Annotated in this window: 13 protein-coding genes, 4 pseudogenes and 1 other annotated feature; of the genes and pseudogenes, 11 read left to right on the forward strand and 6 right to left on the reverse strand. The window is 61.8% G+C overall.

Annotated elements, in window-relative coordinates:
* Positions 1-27 precede the first annotated feature (27 nt).
* Complete coding sequence (locus AQUI_RS0112390) at positions 28-1,077, forward strand: IS110 family RNA-guided transposase (protein ID WP_027257796.1); 1,050 nt, start codon at positions 28-30, stop codon at positions 1,075-1,077.
* Positions 1,074-2,336: pseudogene (locus AQUI_RS32465) on the forward strand (transposase); the annotation flags it as partial. The gene AQUI_RS0112390 and the pseudogene AQUI_RS32465, both read left to right, overlap by 4 nt.
* Positions 1,392-1,546, forward strand: a sequence feature (AL1L pseudoknot). It overlaps the preceding pseudogene by 155 nt.
* 285 nt (positions 2,337-2,621) lie before the next feature.
* On the opposite strand, the pseudogene AQUI_RS29945 reads toward AQUI_RS32465, so the two are convergent.
* Positions 2,622-3,536: pseudogene (locus AQUI_RS29945) on the reverse strand (IS5 family transposase).
* Between the two features lie 116 nt (positions 3,537-3,652).
* Here AQUI_RS29945 and AQUI_RS29950 point away from each other — a divergent pair.
* A pseudogene (locus AQUI_RS29950) lies at positions 3,653-4,611 on the forward strand (transposase).
* A 455-nt stretch (positions 4,612-5,066) separates the two neighbouring features.
* On the forward strand, positions 5,067-6,326 hold the full coding sequence (gene trpB / locus AQUI_RS0112420; RefSeq protein WP_027257797.1) for a tryptophan synthase subunit beta: 1,260 nt from the start codon (positions 5,067-5,069) through the stop codon (positions 6,324-6,326).
* Positions 6,327-6,382: 56 nt separating this feature from the next.
* Here trpB and hmuQ read toward each other — a convergent pair whose 3' ends face one another.
* The 3 genes from hmuQ to ychF all read right to left on the reverse strand — a co-directional run bounded on the left by hmuQ (position 6,383) and on the right by ychF (position 8,468).
* Positions 6,383-6,703: a heme-degrading protein HmuQ gene (hmuQ, locus tag AQUI_RS0112425; protein WP_027257798.1), complete on the reverse strand. Its 321-nt coding sequence runs from the start codon at positions 6,701-6,703 to the stop codon at positions 6,383-6,385.
* Between the two features lie 116 nt (positions 6,704-6,819).
* The gene (locus AQUI_RS0112430) at positions 6,820-7,197 is read right to left on the reverse strand and encodes a DUF2237 family protein (RefSeq protein ID WP_027257799.1); all 378 of its coding nucleotides are present in this window, start codon (positions 7,195-7,197) and stop codon (positions 6,820-6,822) included.
* 173 nt (positions 7,198-7,370) lie between these two features.
* The gene (gene ychF / locus AQUI_RS0112435) at positions 7,371-8,468 is read right to left on the reverse strand and encodes a redox-regulated ATPase YchF (RefSeq protein WP_027257800.1); all 1,098 of its coding nucleotides are present in this window, start codon (positions 8,466-8,468) and stop codon (positions 7,371-7,373) included.
* 206 nt (positions 8,469-8,674) lie between these two features.
* Between ychF and AQUI_RS0112440 the strand changes: the two genes are divergently transcribed.
* The 7 genes from AQUI_RS0112440 (at position 8,675) to AQUI_RS0112470 (ending at position 15,200) form a co-directional block, all read left to right on the forward strand.
* The gene (locus AQUI_RS0112440; protein WP_027257801.1) at positions 8,675-9,172 is read left to right on the forward strand and encodes an acyloxyacyl hydrolase; all 498 of its coding nucleotides are present in this window, start codon (positions 8,675-8,677) and stop codon (positions 9,170-9,172) included.
* Between the two features lie 93 nt (positions 9,173-9,265).
* Positions 9,266-10,057, forward strand: a complete 792-nt coding sequence (trpA, locus tag AQUI_RS0112445; RefSeq protein ID WP_027257802.1) for a tryptophan synthase subunit alpha — start codon at positions 9,266-9,268, stop codon at positions 10,055-10,057.
* 140 nt (positions 10,058-10,197) lie between these two features.
* The gene (locus tag AQUI_RS0112450; protein WP_027257803.1) at positions 10,198-11,364 is read left to right on the forward strand and encodes an alpha-hydroxy acid oxidase; all 1,167 of its coding nucleotides are present in this window, start codon (positions 10,198-10,200) and stop codon (positions 11,362-11,364) included.
* Positions 11,365-11,490: 126 nt separating this feature from the next.
* Positions 11,491-12,129 carry a 50S ribosomal protein L25/general stress protein Ctc gene (locus AQUI_RS0112455; RefSeq protein ID WP_027257804.1) on the forward strand — a complete coding sequence of 213 codons (639 nt, stop codon included), beginning with the start codon at positions 11,491-11,493 and terminating at the stop codon, positions 12,127-12,129.
* Positions 12,130-12,267: 138 nt separating this feature from the next.
* A complete protein-coding gene (locus tag AQUI_RS0112460; RefSeq protein WP_027257805.1) occupies positions 12,268-13,509 on the forward strand; it encodes an NAD(P)/FAD-dependent oxidoreductase in 1,242 nt (413 codons plus the stop codon).
* Positions 13,510-13,585: 76 nt separating this feature from the next.
* Positions 13,586-14,263: an aminoacyl-tRNA hydrolase gene (pth, locus tag AQUI_RS0112465; protein WP_027257806.1), complete on the forward strand. Its 678-nt coding sequence runs from the start codon at positions 13,586-13,588 to the stop codon at positions 14,261-14,263.
* 16 nt (positions 14,264-14,279) lie between these two features.
* Entirely contained in the window at positions 14,280-15,200 is a 921-nt protein-coding gene (locus AQUI_RS0112470; RefSeq protein ID WP_027257807.1) for a nucleoside hydrolase, read from the forward strand.
* A gap of 281 nt (positions 15,201-15,481) precedes the next feature.
* Here the strand turns inward: AQUI_RS0112470 and AQUI_RS31940 are convergent, their stop codons facing one another.
* Together AQUI_RS31940 and AQUI_RS27825 are read right to left on the reverse strand one after the other, a co-directional pair.
* Positions 15,482-15,964 carry an Arm DNA-binding domain-containing protein gene (locus tag AQUI_RS31940; RefSeq protein ID WP_084294536.1) on the reverse strand — a complete coding sequence of 161 codons (483 nt, stop codon included), beginning with the start codon at positions 15,962-15,964 and terminating at the stop codon, positions 15,482-15,484.
* A 613-nt stretch (positions 15,965-16,577) separates the two neighbouring features.
* A pseudogene (locus AQUI_RS27825) lies at positions 16,578-17,593 on the reverse strand (IS110 family RNA-guided transposase).
* Positions 17,594-17,870 lie beyond the last annotated feature (277 nt).

Here is a 17,870-nt window from a genome sequence, read left to right on the forward strand (position 1 = left end):
GTTGCCTGCTGCAAGAGGAGCCGCCCAATGCAGGTTGCAACAGCCGGCCTTGATCTGGCCAAGAACATCTTTCAGGTTCACGGGATTGCCCCAGAAGGGAACATAGTCTTCAATCGGCCGCATCGGCGCCCGCAGGTTCTGTCCTTTTTTGAGCGTTTGGAGCCATGCCTGATCGGAATCGAAGCTTTCGGCACCAGTCATTGCCGGGCGCGCGAACTGACGCGGCTGGGCCACGATGTGCGGCTGATGCCGCCCATGCATGTCAAGCCGTACGTCAAGCGAGGCAAATCAGACGCCATCGATGCGGCGGCAATCTGCGAGGCGGTGACCAGGCCCTCCATGCGGTTCGTCGAAGTCAAATCCACTGATCAACGGGCGCTCCTGTCATTGCACCGTGCGCGAGACTTGATTGTTCGCCAACGGACTCAGTTGATCAATGCGCTGCGCAGCCTACTGGCCGAGTTCGGCGTCTGCATCGCCCGCGGACTGGCACGGGTGATCAGTTTTGCCGAAGGCGTGGTTGAAGGTACAGACCTTGGGCTGCCTTCCGTCGCGCAGGACGTGATCCGTAACCTGTCCCAGCAATTGAGAACCCTTCATAGCCAGGTTCGCTGGCAGGAGGCAGGAGGCAGGAGGCAGGAGGCAGGGCTGCGGCTGGAAGCCAAACGCGATGCGCGGGTTCAGTTGTTGCAGACCATCCCGGGTGCCGTCGCGGTGACGGCTTCGGCGATTGCTGCAGCCATTGGTGGTGGCCCTCAGTTCAGAAACGGCCGCGAATTCGCCGCGTGGCTCGGCCTGACGCCTGCCAACAAGTCGAGCGGCGGAAAGGAGCGATTGGGCAGGATCACCAAAATGGGCGGCCAGTATCTGCGGCAGTTGCTGGTTGTCGGCATGACCTCTCTGGTCCGGCAGACACGGTCCCATCCCAACCGTGCCAGCAAGTGGCCGACAGCGCTGCTCGAGCGTAAACCAGCCCGCGTGGCGGCCGTGGCGATGACGAACAAGACGGCCCGGATCCTTGAACCGCCCCGGGTTTGCCGGAGGCTTCACCTCCTGATTAGGATGAAGCCACAATGAGCAAGACAACAAACAAGTATTCTCCTGAGGTCCGCGAGCGTGCGGTGCGGCTGGTGCTGGACAAGTGAGCCATTGAGGCGCCATTGGTTCGCGCCCAATGGCGAACGGCCAGCACAGTTCCCGTTGGCAGGCGATCATGTCGATCTCCGCAAAGACCGGCGTCCGGCGCATACGCTGAATGAGTGGGTTAAGAAGGCAGAAGCCGACAGCGGCAAGCGGGCGGGCGTGCCAACAGATGCAGCCGGCAAGATGAAGGCGCTGGAGCGGGAGAACCGCGAGCAGCGCCAGGCGAACGAGATCCTCCGCAAAGCCTCCGCGTATTTTGCGATGGCGGCGCTCGGCCGCCGGTCCAAGTGATGGTGTCATTTACCGGCATGCATCGCGCGGAGCATGGGGGCAAGCCGATCTGCATTCGCCATTGCCGCTCGGACCAATGGCGCGGCATGTCTCATTCCTGCCGATTGCCCCTTCCAGGTATTATGAGCACCTGGCGAAGCGGGCCGGTCCGGCCCGGTTGTCGGAGCGTGCCCGGCGTGACGCGGCATTGCGGCCCGAGATCCGGCGGGTTTTCGAAGAGAACTGGCGGGTCTATGGCGTGCGGAAGGTCTGGCGGCAATTGCAGCGGAAAGGCTTTGACGCCGCCCGCTGCACGGTTGCTCGGCTGATGAAGGGCATGGGTATTCAAGGCGCTCGCCATTGTCCTCGGACCAATGGCGGACAAAGGCTCGCTCATTGATGCCTATGCCCGCAAGATCGCCGGCCCCCTCCCGGCAGATCTGGCATGGCCAAATCGCCTGCCGGTCAATGGGTCGTGTCAGCACCCCGGCGCATGCCGGGTTCGTTCTCGATGCTCTGGAGCAGGCTGTTCACGAGCGGCGGCCGGCAAAGGCGATGGGGCTTGTTCACCACTCCGGCCGCCGTTCTCGGCGATGCTCGCATCGCCTGTCACGCAGTGGGTCAGCCAATACCTGTCGATCAAATACACAGAGCGGTTGGGAGAAGCTGGTATCGAGCCCTCTGCCGGCAGCGCCGGAGACAGTTGCGACAATGCCTTGGCCGAGACGATCAACGGCTTGTTCAAGGCCGAGGCCGTTCACCGCCGCGGCCCTTGGCGCAACTTCGAGGCAGTGGAATACGCAACACTCGAATGGGTGGACTGGTTCAACAACCGCCGTCTGCTTGAGCCTGTCGGGAACATTCCGCCGGCAGAAGCAGAGGCCGATTTCTACGCCGCCCTGGAAACTGAGGACATTGCCGCGCAACTAACTGAAATCAGCCTCCGGCAAACCCGGGGCGGTTCACGTCCGGGCTGTTCTGACAAGGAAAGAGCCTTATTCGCCAAGGGCTGTCTGAACCCAATTGAGAAACACGAGTTAGCAAGACCTGCGAGATGATGGTGCAACGGTCAGCCGCAACAATCAGGACACCTCGCCGAATGTCTCGGGCGTCCTTGCCCGCTAAGCCGAATGGGACCTGGTTTGCGGAACCCATCAGGGCCAGCGGCCGAATACCGCGCAAACAGATCCCATGATTAGGGGCAGGATTCATAACCAGTAAATGACTAACGCCGCGCGGGCGATTGCTGACAGGAATACCTCGGGGCACCTGTCGCAGCGTGTTGCGGCGCGCCTGCAGTCCTTGAGCCTGCCGGACATGATCTCGATACGGTTGCGCCGCTTGTAGCGGCGTTTGCCGTATTTCACAGGCTTCTTGCGCTGCTTTCGACCGGGGATACAGCCGCGCTCCTTTGTCTTTTAACGCTTCTCTGAACCCGCCGGCGTCATAGCCGCGGTCCCCAAGCAGCCAACCGGCTTTTGGCAAGCTGCTTAGCAGCGCCCGCGGCCGATGTCGTCGCTGACCCGCCGCCTGACAGGCGATGTTTGCATCGCCGAGAAGGGGCCCGGCGGTGATAAACAGGCTGAGCGGCCGGCCCTGGCGGTCGCAGATGGCATGCAGCTTCGTGTTCATGCCGCCTTTGGTCCGGCCCCTCTCGGGACATTGCTGCGCAATGCCCTGCCGGGCAAGGGATCAGGCGTCCACGCCCCCCTTTTTCACGCCCGTACCGGTCGCTGTCCGATGGGCTTTCAGATAAGTTGCGTCCACTGCCCGGCAGTCGAAACGCAGTTTCGATGAGAGGGGATCATCACAGTCTTCTCTTCCCTGTGACCGGAGGCCGGCCCGTCCGTCATTCGAGCGAAGATGCCTTTCTCGCTCCAGCGCTTCCACCGGCTGTAAAGCGTTCACCGGGCTGACCGTATTCAGCAGGAGCGTCCCGCCAGCGCAATCCATTGCGGTTGATGAAGGTTCGTCGGGAAAATGATTCACTGGATCGTTTTCTGATCCTCCTCACTCCCGCTCAAAACGCGCCGGTCATCAACGCGAGGCTTGCCGTGGGACCTGGGAAAGAAGGGTTCAAGACGCGCCATCTGCGCGTCGCCCAGCCAGAAAAGATCAGACATGCACACCGCTCGTTTTCGAGCTCTGAATCACACGGCAAATCGGAAATCAATGCATCCTGACCCTAGGGGCGCAGAGCGGAGTAGGCTGCGCCATGCCAATGATAGGAGAACTGGTCATGTCGTACTCACTCAATACGCCGAAATCTGTTCAATACGACCGCAGGCTTGTCCTTGCGATCGAGTTGAGCAGCAAGTTTTGGGTCCTGGCGGCACAAGTGCCTGGTCTGCCGCAATCTAAGACCAGAAATATGATCGCACCTGACAAGCCGGCCCTTGAAACGGCAATCGATGGGTATCGGACCCGTGCCGCCGCCGCTGGCTCTCGAGTCGATCGTGTGATCGCGATTTATGAAGCTGGATGGTGCGGATTCTGGCTGGCGCGATGCGTCCGCGAGCGAACGGAGTTGATCTCCGAGCGGATCGGCCTGACCAGCCGGATCGGCGCCGTCTGGCGGCATTAGGCGTCGAGGGTTGCAATCCGCTCCTCCAGAGCCGCCGGCATCGATTGGTGGATTCGCGCACCGGGCTCGGTGAGCCGCTGCCGCCGAACGCATTTGCAAAGATTGACCGGCTATTGAGCGGGCTCGAGCTCGTACTCAGCCAGGTCGCTCAACTGGAACGGGAGCGTGATGCCGTGGTTAAGGAACCCGCTGCGGATGAGGCCGGAAAAATGATCCAGCAGCTTTGCCGGTTGCGCGGTATGGGGGTGCAGAGTGCCACCGTGCTGGTGCGCGAAGCTTTCGTGCGCCGCTTTGCCAATGGCAAGGCGTTGGGATCGTATGCAGGCCTTACGGCGACGCCCTGCAACAGCGGCGGAGTGGAACGTGAGCAAGGGATCGGGAAAGCCGGAAACAGGCGGCTTAGAACGGCGATGGCCGAACTGGCGTGGCTCTGCCTGCGCTGCCAGCCCGGCGCCGCGCAGGTTACCCGGTTCCGGGAGCGAACAGGCCAGACCGGCCGGCGCGTGCGTAAGGTGATGATCGTTGCGCTTGCCCGAAAGCTGCTGATTGCCCTTTGGCGGTTTGCCACTGTTGGAGTGGTCCCGCAGGGAGCGGCCATGGAACCCGCCGGCTGACAGTTAATGAGATCAGGCTGCATTGCAACGGCATGGCGGCTTGGTGGCCGAGGGAACGCCGCCGTTGTCCGGCGTGGCACAATAGATGCCGTTTTCGCAGAGTGGTGCCGTTCTTTTAGGGTTCTCCGGTCCCGAATACGGGACAGTGGTTGGGAGGCTGGTCCCGCCGGATGCGGGGTTTGCAGACAGGGGGCCGCCGAAACAGAGCTCACTTCGAGCGCCGATGAAGAAATTATACCATTGACGGAGACATCATCATGTGAGGCCGGACACACAGCTGCTTCAGACCAAGGCACAGGCCGCCTCAGCAAGGACTTGCTTTGCAGGAACCATCCACACAAGATATTCCGGCAAGGCAGCGGCCTGCGCCGGATGAACCTGCTTGCACGAAGTCCTCTTTACCCGGCCTGCTGCGCGCTATAGTCATTGCGGGCGCTGCGAGAGAGGGAATAGCCATGGCCGACGATCTATTCAACAGCTTCATGAACGGTCCGGATGAACAGGGGCGTTTCGGCATCTTTGGCGGGCGGTTTGTCTCGGAAACCCTGATGCCGCTGATCCTGAGCCTTGAGGAAGAATACAACCGGGCCAAGGATGATCCTGCTTTCTGGGCGGAGATGAAGGATCTGTGGGCGCATTACGTGGGCCGCCCCAGTCCGCTCTATCACGCCGAGCGGCTCAGCACCGAACTGGGCGGCGCCAAGATCTATATGAAGCGCGACGAGCTGAACCACACCGGCGCGCATAAAGTGAACAATGTGCTGGGCCAGATCCTGCTGGCACGCCGTATGGGCAAGACCCGCATCATCGCTGAAACCGGCGCGGGCCAGCACGGCGTGGCTACCGCCACCGTCTGCGCCAAGTTCGGCCTAAAATGCATCGTCTACATGGGCGCCCATGATGTGAAGCGCCAGGCCCCGAACGTGTTCCGCATGCGCCTGTTGGGTGCTGAAGTCATCCCGGTCACCTCGGGCCGCGGCACCCTCAAGGATGCGATGAACGACGCCCTGCGCGATTGGGTGACCAATGTGCGCGACACCTTCTATTGCATCGGCACCGCGGCCGGCCCGCATCCATACCCGGCGATGGTGCGCGACTTCCAGTCGATCATCGGCAAGGAAGTCCGCTGGCAGCTGGCGGAGCAGGAAGGCGAAGGCCGCCTGCCGGACACGGTGATTGCCGCGATCGGCGGCGGCTCCAACGCCATCGGTCTGTTCCACCCGTTCCTGGATGACCCCACGGTGAAAATCATCGGGGTCGAGGCCGGCGGCAAGGGGGTGGACGACCGGATCCAGCACTGCGCGTCACTGACCGGCGGCCGCCCGGGCGTGCTGCACGGCAACCGCACCTATCTGCTGCAGAATGAGGACGGCCAGATTCAGGAAGGCTATTCGATTTCCGCGGGCCTCGATTACCCGGGCATCGGCCCTGAACATTCCTGGCTGCATGAAACCGGGCGCGCCGAATATGTCTCGATCACCGACAAGGAGGCGCTGGAAGCCTTCCAGGTCAGCTGCCGCACCGAAGGCATCATTCCGGCGCTGGAGCCCAGCCACGCGCTGGCCCATGTGATGAAGATCGCGCCCAAGCTGCCATCGGACCACATCATCGTGATGAACATGTGCGGCCGCGGCGACAAGGACGTGTTCACCGTTGCCAAGCATCTGGGGTTCGATATGTCCGACACCGAAGAAGGCCGCAGCTTCGAGGAGTAACGGGCACATCCCGGAAACGCAAAAGGCGCCCCGCGGGGCGCCTTTTTCATTTTGGCTCAGGCCTCGAGCAGGATGGTCTCGAACCCTTCGAACTGCGGATGCCCCAGGATCGGGCTTTCGCCTTCGCGTTTGCCCGCATCGCGGTGCGCAGCGCGGAACTGTTCGGATTTGGTCCAGGCTTCGAAATCCGCGCGGCTGTCCCAGATCACGTGGCTGGAATAGAGGCGGTGATCTTCACCCTCCGGGCCTTTCAGCAGGCGGAATTCACGAAACCCCTTTAGCTCTTTCAGGCGGCTTTCCCGCTGTTTCCAGATGGTCTCAAAATCGGCTTCGCGGCCCGGACGGATCTTGAAGCGGTTCATGGCGATATAGCTCATGCAGGAGCCTCCTTGTCGGCGTGGTGAAATGCAGGGAGGCTGGCGCAGGCGAGGGTCCGGCAGGCTGGCTTGACGATGCAATAACGATACATCCCGCAGCAGGTCAATGCGGCAGATCAGGCCGGGTCGGCGGCATAGCTCTGCAGGACACTCAATGGCACGATCTCCAGCGCACGCTGATGCGTGGCCTCCAGATGCACCTTGGGGGCGCAGCCTTCGTCTGCGGCCTGCAGAAAACGGGCAGCACACAGGCACCAGCGGTCGCCGGGCTGCAGGCCGGTGAAGCCGAACTCGGGCCGCGGGGTGGACAGATCGTTGCCGACATATTTGCTGAACGCCAGAAACTCGGCTGTGGTTATCACGCAGACGGTGTGGCTGCCGTGATCGTCAGCACAGGTGTTGCAATGCCCATCGCGGAAAAAGCCGGTGACCGGCGCGTTGGAGCAGGGAGCAAGCGGGCCGCCCAGTACATTGATACTGTCGTCTTTTTCCATGAGGGATTGTCCTGAATGCCTTCTGGTTCAATGGTAGCACGGTTGCGCCGCCGGTCCCGGACTTTCGGGGGTGAAGTGTCTCTTACTGCACTGTGTTGCCCCAGCAGTCCAGAAAAGGCAAACCGCCCGCCAGACAGGCTGGCGGGCGGTTAATATCAGACTGAAAACCCGGCTTAGGTGTTGAACAGGAAGTGCAGCACGTCGCCGTCTTTCACGACATAGCTTTTGCCTTCGGCGCGCATCTTGCCGGCTTCTTTGGCGCCTTGCTCGCCATTGCAGGCGATGAATTCATCATAGGCGATGGTCTCGGCGCGGATGAAACCCTTCTCAAAGTCACCGTGGATCACGCCGGCCGCCTGCGGCGCTGCGGTGCCGGTGCGGATGGTCCAGGCGCGGGCTTCTTTCGGGCCGACGGTGAAATATGTCTCCAGGTGCAGCAGTTCATAGCCGGCACGGATCAGCCGGTCCAAACCGGCTTCCTCCAGCCCCATTTCCTCGAGGAACATCTGGGCTTCGTCCGCTTCCAGCTGGCTGATCTCTTCCTCGATTTGGGCCGAGATGATCACATGGGAATTGCCCTGGGCCGCGGCCATTTCCGCAACCTTGGCGGAATGCGCATTGCCTTCAACCGATTCCGATTCGCCGACGTTGCAGACGTACAGCACCGGCTTTGTGGTCAGAAGCTGCAGCACCTTCCAGGCCTTGGCATCTTCGGCGTCCACCTCGACCAGGCGGGCAGGCTTGCCGTCTTCCAGCATCGCCTGGGCAGCTGCCAGCAGGCGGTCCTGCTGCTGGGCTTCTTTGTCGTTGCCCTTCAGCTTGCGCACCAGGTTGGCGCGGCGCTTTTCGATGCTTTCAAGGTCTGACAGCATCAGCTCGGTCTCGATCACCTCGGCATCGGCCACCGGATCAACGCGGCCATCCACATGGGTCACGTCGCCATCTTCAAAGCAGCGCAGCACGTGGGCGATGGCGTCGGTTTCGCGGATGTTGGCCAGGAACTGGTTGCCCAGGCCCTCGCCCTGCGACGCGCCTTTGACCAGGCCCGCGATGTCGACAAATGTCATCCGGGTCGGGATGATCTGCTTGGAGCCGGCAATCGCCGCCAGTTTGTCCAGCCGCGCGTCCGGTACGCCCACTTCCCCCACATTGGGTTCGATGGTGCAGAACGGAAAATTGGCCGCCTGCGCCGAGGCGGTTTTGGTCAGCGCGTTGAACAGCGTCGATTTACCCACGTTGGGCAGGCCGACGATTCCCATTTTAAAGCCCATGCCGGCCTCCTGATACCACTTGGGAGCTGCTTCTAGGCAGCATTGGGCCTGCACGCAAGGCAAGGATGGCTGGCATATGTGCCACAATCGCTCTCTGTGCGGGGCCGCACAGTAAGCCCTCATATTGCTTTTTCGTGATGCGGCTTGGAAAAGCAGGGCAGATAAATATCTTAGTGCCAAACAATTAATACCGTGAGGGGCTTGAAATGAAGAAGACAGCTTTGCTGGCGGCGGCACTTAGTGCGGCTATGACCATGCCTGCTGCGGCGCAGGAAGTGACGCTAGGTCTGGGATACTCCGACTACCACCGGGAAACCGCCGAAGACGGCGCTGTGTTTGCGCTGGATTACCTGCACACGCCGTTTCACGAGCGCGGGCGCCTGTCGGCCCGGTTCGGCGCCGGGCTGGAAGTGCAGGAGACCGGTGATATCTTTGCCGGTGTCGGCATCAGCGGAACGATCGACCTGAACAACAACTGGTTCATTGAGACCAGCGTGATGCCCGGTGCCTACCACGACAGCGAGCCGGGCAATGATCTGGGGTCTGCATTCGAGATCCGCAGCCTGCTGGCGGTGGGTAAGCGGTTCCAGAACGGCAAGGCGGTGTCGCTGGCGTTCAGCCACAAATCCAACGCTTCCACCGCGGACGAGAACCCGGGCGTGAACTCACTGACGCTGCGCTGGCATATTCCGCTGAGCCGCTGAGGGACGCATTCACCGGGCTGCGGCGCGGCCCGGGATTGATTTCCCGCGCAACATTCGGCAAACCGGGGCGGACAGATTTCAAAAGGCCCGCCCATGACCCGCATTGACGCCAAATTCGCCGAACTGAACGCCGCCGGCAAGAAAGCCTTTGTCACCTATGTGATGGCGGGCGACCCCGACTATGAGACTTCTCTGGAAGTAGTGAAGGGACTGCCTGGCGCCGGCGTGGACATCATCGAGCTGGGCCTGCCCTTCACCGATCCGATGGCGGACGGCCCGACTATTCAGCTGGCCGGGCAGCGGGCGCTGGACGGCGGCATGACGCTGGAACGGACGCTGCAGCTGGCCGCCGATTTCCGCAAGGGCGACGACACCACACCGATCGTGCTGATGGGCTATTACAACCCGATCTACAACCGCGGCGTGGGCACCTTCCTGGCGGACGCCAAGGCGGCCGGCATCGACGGGCTGATCGTGGTGGACCTGCCGCCGGAGGAAGATGACGAGCTGTGCATTCCGGCGCAGAAGGCGGGGCTGAACTTCGTCCGCCTGGCGACCCCCACCACCGACGATGCGCGCCTGCCCAAGGTGCTGCAGAACACCTCCGGCTTTGTCTACTACGTGTCTATCACTGGCATCACCGGCGCCGCTGAGGCCGAGGCCACCGACGTTGGACCCGAGGTGGCCCGCATCAAGGCGGCCACAGATTTGCCCATCATCGTGGGCTTTGGCATCAACACGCCCGAGAAGGCGCAGAACATCGCCTCGATTTCGGACGGTGCCGTGGTGGGCAGTGCCATTGTCAGCCAGATCGGCGCGGGCAAGTCCCCGGTCGAGGTGCTGGCATTTGTAAAGTCCCTGGCAGACGGCGCGCACAAGGGCTGATGCTCTGACATAGCCTGATCTGAAAAGCCGCGCCTTCGGGGGCGGCTTTTTGCGTTTTCGGGGTGCGGCAATCGGAGCGTTGCCTTCGCTGGAATGAATTGGTAAATAAATTTTACCAAATGAAAGCGAGGGAGAGGCCGGTGCCGGTGATTACCAATATCAACGACCTGAAGCGCATCTACGAACGCCGTGTGCCGCGGATGTTCTTTGACTATGCCGAAAGCGGCAGCTGGACTGAGCAGACCTTCCGCGAGAACACTTCGGATTTTGAGCAGATACGCCTGCGCCAGCGGGTGGCGGTGGACATGACCAGGCGCACCACCGCGAGCCAGATGATCGGGCAGAACGTGGTGATGCCGGTGGCGTTGGCGCCGGTCGGGCTGACGGGGATGCAGCACGCGGACGGCGAGATAAAGGCGGCACGGGCAGCCGAAGAGTTCGGCGTGCCCTTCACCCTGTCGACCATGTCGATCAACTCGATCGAGGAAGTGGCCGAGGCGACCAGCAAACCGTTCTGGTTCCAGCTTTATACCATGAAAGACGAGGACTATATCCGCCGTTTGATACAGCGGGCCAAAGATGCGAAATGCTCAGCCCTGGTGATCACGCTGGACCTTCAGATCCTGGGACAGCGCCACAAGGACCTCAAGAACGGGCTGTCCGCGCCACCGAAGCTTACCCCGGCCACCATCGCCAACCTGATGACAAAATGGACCTGGGGCCTGCAGATGCTGGGCGCCAAGCGGCGCAACTTTGGCAATATCGTCGGCCATGTGCAGGGGGTTTCCGATACCTCGCAGCTGGGTGCCTGGACGGCGGAGCAGTTCGACCCGTCGCTCGATTGGGGCAAGATCGAAAAGCTGATGGAACTGTGGGGCGGCAAGGTGATCCTGAAAGGGGTTCTGGACGCTGAAGATGCGAAGATGGCCGCCAAGCTGGGCGCCGATGCCATTGTGGTGTCGAACCACGGCGGGCGGCAGCTGGACGGTGCGCTGAGTTCGATCCGGATGCTGCCGCAGATCATGGATGCCGTAGGCAATGACGTCGAGGTGCATCTGGACAGCGGCATCCGCTCCGGCCAGGACGTGCTGAAGGCACTGGCGCTGGGGGCCAAGGGCACCATGATCGGCCGTGCCTTTGTCTATGGGCTGGGCGCAAGGGGCCAAAAGGGCGTCACCGAGGCGCTGGAGGTGATTCGCAAGGAGCTGGACACCACCATGGCGTTGTGCGGCGAACGTTCGGTCGAGGGCTTGGGGCGTCATAATCTGCTGGTGCCGCAGGATTTTGGCGGGCGCTGGCAGGAATAACGCGGCCCCGGAACCGGGCAGGGGGCTTTGCCTCTTCCCAAATTGCCGCAAGCGGTCTATAGGCACGGCTTCACGCGGGGTGACAGCCTTGGAGGCACTCCGCCCTAGATACATTGGAGAATAGACATGGCAAAAGAGATTCCTGATCTCGTCGCCGAAGTACGTGCGGGGACGGGCAAGGGCGCCGCTCGCGCTGCGCGCCGCGCAGGCATGGTACCGGGCGTTGTTTACGGTGGTGATGTGGATCCCGTTGCGATCCAGATCCCGTTCAACGTTCTGCTGAAAAAGCTGAAAGCCGGCCAGTTCAAGTCCACTCTGTGGAACCTGAAGGTTGAAGGCCAGGACGACGTGCGCGTGATCTGCCGCGACGTTCAGCGTGATGTGGTGAAGGACCTGCCGACCCATCTCGACCTGATGCGTCTGCGCCGCACCTCGAAAGTCAACCTGTACATCCCGGTTGAGTTCATCAACGAGGACGAAGCACCCGGCGTCAAAAAAGGCGGTATGCTGAACGTGACCCGCCCCGAGGTTGAGCTGGTTGTGACCGCCGGTGATATCCCCGAGAAGCTGGTTGTCGATCTGGCAGGCCTGAACATCGGCGACGTTGTCACCATCTCGTCGATCGACCTGCCGGCCGGCGCCAAGCCGACCATCGACCGCGACTTTGTGATCGCCAACATCGCATCCCCGGGCGGCCTGACCGCGTCGGATGACGAAGACGGCGAAGGCGAAGAAGGCGAAGCGCTGGAAGCTGCAGAAGAATAAGATCTGTTCCCAAGCGGAACGGCTGGCGGGCTCCCATCGGGGGCCCGTTTTCTTTTGTACGGTGCGCTTGGCAGCAAGTGATTGACTTTTCCCTGCACCGCTGCCCCTTTTCCGACCGAGGACAGGGGAGAGACGGGTATGGCGGATTTTGACATTGCCGTTGCGGGCGCTGGCGCGGTGGGGATGAGCTGCGCGCTGTGGGCGCAGATGCGCGGGCATAAGGTGCTGCTGTTGGACCCGGAACCGCCGGGATCCGGCACCAGTTACGGAAATGCCTGCACCCTGGCGACCTATGCCTGCCTGCCGGTGAATGATCCGTCGGTGCTGACCTCTTTGCCCAGCCTGATGTTCTCCAAGGACAGCCCGTTGTCGCTTTCTTATGCCCATGCCCTGCGCAATCCGCGCTGGATGCTGTCCTTTCTGGCAAATTGCCGCGCCGCGCCCTCACGCCGGATTGCGGGCCATCTGGCGAATCTGCTGTCCCATGCCGATGCGGGGATCAACCCGCTGATCGAGGCCGCGGGCGCCCAGGATCTGGTGGTCGAGCGCGGCCAGCTTTCGGTCTGGTCAACTGTGAAGGCGGCCGAGGCGGCGACGGCAGGGCTTGAGCGCCGACGGGTGCTGGGCGTGCCCTGGCGCGAGGTCGGCCCGGATGAGGCGCAGGAGATGGAGCCGGGCCTGCAGTTGCCGGTCAAACGCGCTGTGCATTTTCATGCGGCGCGCAGCCTGCGCGACCCTCTGGAACTGATCACCCGGATGCACCGGGCTTTTTCCAGGCTGGGCGGGACAACACTGACTTCGGCGGTTGAAGCGGTGAAGGCTTCAGGCTCGGGCGTGGAATTACAGGCGGAGGGCCAGAGAGTCACTGCGGGCCATGCGGTGATTGCCAGCGGCGCATTCTCGAAACGGATCAAGGGGGCAGGGGCGGACAAGCTGCCGCTGGGCACCGAGCGCGGCTATCATGTGATGTATCAAAGTGAGGCGCACCGGGTGACCCGACCCGTCGGCTGGGGTGAGGCCGGGTTTTATGCGGTGCCGCATGCACAGGGGCTGCGGCTGACCGGCACGGTGGAGATCGCCGCGCTGGCTGCGCCTATGAACACGCGCAGGCTGGACTACATCGCCCGCAAGGGGACAGAGATGCTGGGGGAGCTGCCCGCGCCCAGCAGCGAATGGTTGGGCTACCGCCCCACGATGCCCGACTCGCTGCCGGTCATCGGGCGCGGCCCGCAGTCGGAGCGGGTGCTTTACGCTTTTGGCCACCAGCACATCGGGCTGACCCTGGGCGGCATCACCGGGCGGCTGATCGCGGATCTGGCGGAAGGCCGTCAGCCCAATATTGATCTGGCGCCATATGCTGCGGGCCGGCGCTTTGCCTGACGCGGGAGGCCACTGGATTCCGGGCGCCAGATAGGGCATCACTCGGGTCTACTGAAACGCAGATCGGGCAGAACCCATGAAACTCTTTGTCGGCCTTGGCAATCCCGGCCCGAAATACGAGCGCAACCGCCACAACATCGGCTTTATGGCGCTGGACCGCATTGCCCGCGATCACGGATTCAGCCCCTGGAAGGCCAAGTTCCAGGCGATGATCTGCGAGGGCAATCTGGGCGGTGAAAAGGTGCTGCTGCTGAAGCCGCAGACCTTCATGAATCTCTCCGGCCAATCGGTGGGCGAGGCGATGCGGTTTTACAAGCTGACGCCGGACGATGTGGTGGTGCTGCATGATGAGCTGGACCTGGCACCGGGCAAGGCGCGCATCAAGCAAGGCGGCGGCCATGCCGGCCACAATGGCTTGCGCTCTATCCATTCGCATATCGGCGCTGATTATGCCCGGGTGCGGCTGGGGATCGGCCATCCGGGTCACAAGGATGCGGTTGCGGGGTACGTGCTGCGTGACTTCCCCAAAGCGGATGAAGACTGGCTGGACGATCTGATGCGCGGCATTTCCGACGGCGCGGCGGAGCTGGCGCGCGGCGATGGCGGCAAGTTCATGAATGCGGTGGCCCTGCGGGTGGCGCCGCCGCGCAGTTCCGGCACCAAGCCCAAGGCGGACGCGAATAAGCCCGCCCAGGAAGAGCCGGCGCCCGACACCCGCTCAGCGATGGAAAAACTGATGGACAAATTCAAATAGGCCGGGAGACAGGCAGATGGTGAAACTGATTATCGACACCGATCCGGGCATTGATGATGCCATGGCGATTTTCTATGCCGCGGCGGCGCCGGATATTGATCTGCTGGGTCTGACAACGATTTTCGGCAATGTGACCACCGCCACCGCCACCCGCAATGCGCTGCGGCTGCTGGAGGCTGCCGGGCTGGATCTGCCCGTGGCGGCGGGCGCCACCGCGCCGCTGGTGCTGCCGCCGTTCAAACCTTCGGCTTATGTGCATGGCGAGGAGGGGTTTGGCGATATCCCCGCCGCTGAGCCCAAGGGCAAACCGCTGAACGAGGAGGCCGCAGATTTCCTGTGCCGCATGGCACGGGAGCACAAGGGCGAGCTGGTGGTCTGCCCGATCGGGCCGCTGACCAACATTGCGCTGGCGATGCAGCGTGATCCGGAGTTCATCCGCAATGTGAAATCCATCGTGGTGATGGGCGGCTCGCTGGAGGAGGGCGGCAATATCACGCCGCACGCCGAGGCCAATATCTACCACGACCCGCACGCCGCGGATGTGGTCTGCAAGAGTGGCAGCAAGGTGGTGTTTGTCGGGCTGGATGTCACTCACCGGATCCTGTGCCGACCGGAGGATTTTGCTGCCATCGCTGCACAGTCGCCGGACCTGGGCGGCATGCTGCAGGAAATGTCGCATTTCTATATCAAGTTCTACAGAGAGGTTGCCGGCCTCAACGGTTGCTCGCTGCACGACCCGGCGGCGGTGATTGCCTGTACCCATCCGGGCCTGTTCGGAATGCGCGGCGTGCCGCTTGAGGTGTCCTGCGGGGGCGAAACCTCCGGAGCGACCCTGGCTGCACCGGACAGCGCACGGGCGCCGATCAAGGTCTGCATGACGGTAGAGGCGGACGCGGTGAAATCGCTGTTTTTGCGGCGCTTGGCGCTGTTGCCTTAACGCCAGGCGCGGCATTGCGGTCCTTGCCCCAGGGGGCGTTTCCCTTTGCGAAAACTGTCGATATCAGCTTGATGGTTTGATCACGGGCAACCGGACAACAGGATGCGCTGCTCCGCGGTCTGCGGGGCGGGCATTGACTCCATATGCAAGCCGCCGCTGCAGCTTTGACGGGCAGGATCAGGGCAACCCCGCGTCTTTGTCCCAAGGCGGCAGGCTGTCGCCCATGTGCTCTGCAATAAAGCCGATGAGGGCGCGCACCTTGGTCGGCAGGTGGCGCCTGTCTAAATAGATTGCGAGCAGCGCCTGGGCTGGTATGCCGCAGGCGAACCAGTTTTCCGGATGCGATTTCGTGACCTGCCAGAAACGATGGCTGCCGCCCGATGCCTAGCCCGCCAAGAATGGCGTCTTTCAGGGCTTTCCCGTTGTTCCTCCGGTATCCAATCTCGGAACGTGCTGCGGAGCCTATGCCCAAACCTGGGATTGAGTCCGTGCTTTGCAAGGCGCCGGTATTCCAAAGCCCGTTCGCGAGCTACATTCAACGTAATCACGTCGACGCCACCGAGGCCGAAGTCGGTGCGCACCGGGCCGCCATTGCTGTACCGGTGCCCTTTGACGGTGACACGAACAATCCAGCGTCGCGCGCTTGATGGGTCAACAACCAGATATAGCCCGTTACCATCACCGTGACGCCCAAGGCCAAGTGTTCGGACTAAGTTCTTGGAGAGCTTTCCAGAGATATACGCGATCAAAAGTACACATTCCATACCACGAAATGAACAGAAATCGATCAAATCGAAGAAAAACGAATAAAGGCAACGAACGCAAATCACTGCGCTTGTTCACCGACTTACAGTGTAAGTCGCCGCCCCTTGCATATCAATGAAATTGGTAGGTGGCGGAGGGGATGGGCCTGATATCCAACCGTTTTCACCTGTAAGCCATTGTATTCTTTCACCGCGGCCTAACCAAGTCACCTCAATGACCGAGGTGACCGCTAGTTTCGAGACACCGAGGCCGCGGCGGCTTCGCCGACCACTGGGCTGGCCGGTTCTGGGTCGCCGTAGCGCAAGCCCACACTGAAATAGCACTGCATACCGCGTGTGTGGATGCCCCCTGTTTGGCAAGCGTAGCCTTCAGTTTGTCGGCAGGGTCTTCGACCGGACGTGTGTCAGGCCTCTGAGCGTGGCCTTTGATGACGCCACGGGCCGGTATGCTGTTCGGAAGGCTGGGTTCACATCGGTTCAGAGAGCTGTAAGCGCTCGAGCGCCGGGTCTGAATCTTCCTGCATTGAACTTCGAAGTCCGTGTCGCCTACTCCTCGTCGATCGCTTACCCCGGCCTTGCGGCCATGCCGTGCCTTCGCCCTTCCAGGCTCAGATCACGCCATCCTGTAGTTCTCTTGTTTCGTCGTCATTACCCAGATCATCCGGGCCATCTTGTTCGCAAGTGCAACGGCCGTGGCCATCTTCGGCTTTCGCAACACGAGAGCGGCCAGCCAGCGGTTCGCGCTGCCACCCTTACGAACAACCCAGCGGATCACGCTCATTGCACCCACAACAAGCAGTCTGCGGATGTCTGTTTGCCCCATCTTGCTGACTGAGCCCAACCTGATCTTGCCGCCAATGGACCTCTGCCGGGGGACCAAGCCAATCCAGGCGGCAAAGTTGCGCCTGCTATCGAATGTATCGAGATCAGGTGCGAACGCCGCAACGACACCGGCGGAAACAGGGCTGATCCCGGGAATGGTGCAGAGCCGACGCAGCTGCGCATCTGTCTTCGATGCCGCCTCGAGTTGGTCTGCCGGCCGTTCGATCGCCTCTGTCAGTCGCGCGATCTGCTCGATGTAAATTGTGCCCATCTCCCCAACCGGAGTGGGCAGGTCACTGGTCTGATCTTCCAGCGCGTTCTCCAAGACCTTCAGGCTCGCCGGGCCCTTCGGCGCTACCAGTCCGAATTCGGCAAGATGCCCCGTAGCGCGTTGATGAGTTGCGTGCGCTGCCGGACCAGGCGTTGATGTGTCCGAAAGGCTACTGCGCGGCCCTGCGTCTCGGCACTCTTCACCGCTACGAACCGCATGGTCGGGCGCGAGGCGGCCTCAGCGATGGCTTCAGCATCTGCCTTATCGTTTTTTTGGCGCTTCACGAACGGTTTCACATACGCCGCCGGCACCAGACGCACCTCGTGACCGTGCGACTGCGCGACCCGGCCCCAGTGGTGCGATGTGGCGCAGGCCTCCATCGCCACCAAGCAGGGCGGCTGTTCGGCGAGTAGCGCTGCAAAGCGGGTCCTCGATAGCACACGATTGAATAGAACGGCCCCATCCAGTCCGATTGCGCAGACTTGGAAACTGCCCTTCGCCAAGTCGATCGCCAGCATACTGATCATTGTCGTCATCGATGTGCCCTCCGTTCGGTTCCGATGGAACCATCATGGCATAAGAGACGCCGCTGAGTGGGGGCATCCACCGCATCAGTTCAATCAACTTTGATTTTGGATTACTTCGCGACGGGGGCGAAGGTTATGTTCGAGGGAAGGGCGGTGAACAAATGCGGAACTTGGTTGCACGGATTTTGCACGCGAATCACGTGCAGTTCTGCAAAAGTTCCGGGAAACAGGCCGAAAATCCATATTTTGTAGGGGCTGGAAGAAAACTGAAAAAACGCCTTGTTTC

This window comes from Leisingera aquimarina DSM 24565 (assembly GCF_000473165.1).
Taxonomy (GTDB): domain Bacteria; phylum Pseudomonadota; class Alphaproteobacteria; order Rhodobacterales; family Rhodobacteraceae; genus Leisingera; species Leisingera aquimarina.

Bases quoted from the DNA above. Each gene is read 5' to 3' on its own strand.
- AQUI_RS0112390 (WP_027257796.1), top strand. From the start codon at position 28: ATGCAGGTTGCAACAGCCGGCCTTGATCTGGCCAAGAACATCTTTCAG.
- trpB (WP_027257797.1), top strand. From the start codon at position 5,067: ATGGCCGACGATCTATTCAACAGCTTCATGAACGGTCCGGATGAACAG.
- hmuQ (WP_027257798.1), bottom strand. From the start codon at position 6,703: ATGAGCTATATCGCCATGAACCGCTTCAAGATCCGTCCGGGCCGCGAA.
- AQUI_RS0112430 (WP_027257799.1), bottom strand. From the start codon at position 7,197: ATGGAAAAAGACGACAGTATCAATGTACTGGGCGGCCCGCTTGCTCCC.
- ychF (WP_027257800.1), bottom strand. From the start codon at position 8,468: ATGGGCTTTAAAATGGGAATCGTCGGCCTGCCCAACGTGGGTAAATCG.
- AQUI_RS0112440 (WP_027257801.1), top strand. From the start codon at position 8,675: ATGAAGAAGACAGCTTTGCTGGCGGCGGCACTTAGTGCGGCTATGACC.
- trpA (WP_027257802.1), top strand. From the start codon at position 9,266: ATGACCCGCATTGACGCCAAATTCGCCGAACTGAACGCCGCCGGCAAG.
- AQUI_RS0112455 (WP_027257804.1), top strand. From the start codon at position 11,491: ATGGCAAAAGAGATTCCTGATCTCGTCGCCGAAGTACGTGCGGGGACG.
- AQUI_RS0112460 (WP_027257805.1), top strand. From the start codon at position 12,268: ATGGCGGATTTTGACATTGCCGTTGCGGGCGCTGGCGCGGTGGGGATG.
- pth (WP_027257806.1), top strand. From the start codon at position 13,586: ATGAAACTCTTTGTCGGCCTTGGCAATCCCGGCCCGAAATACGAGCGC.
- AQUI_RS0112470 (WP_027257807.1), top strand. From the start codon at position 14,280: ATGGTGAAACTGATTATCGACACCGATCCGGGCATTGATGATGCCATG.
- AQUI_RS31940 (WP_084294536.1), bottom strand. From the start codon at position 15,964: ATGGAATGTGTACTTTTGATCGCGTATATCTCTGGAAAGCTCTCCAAG.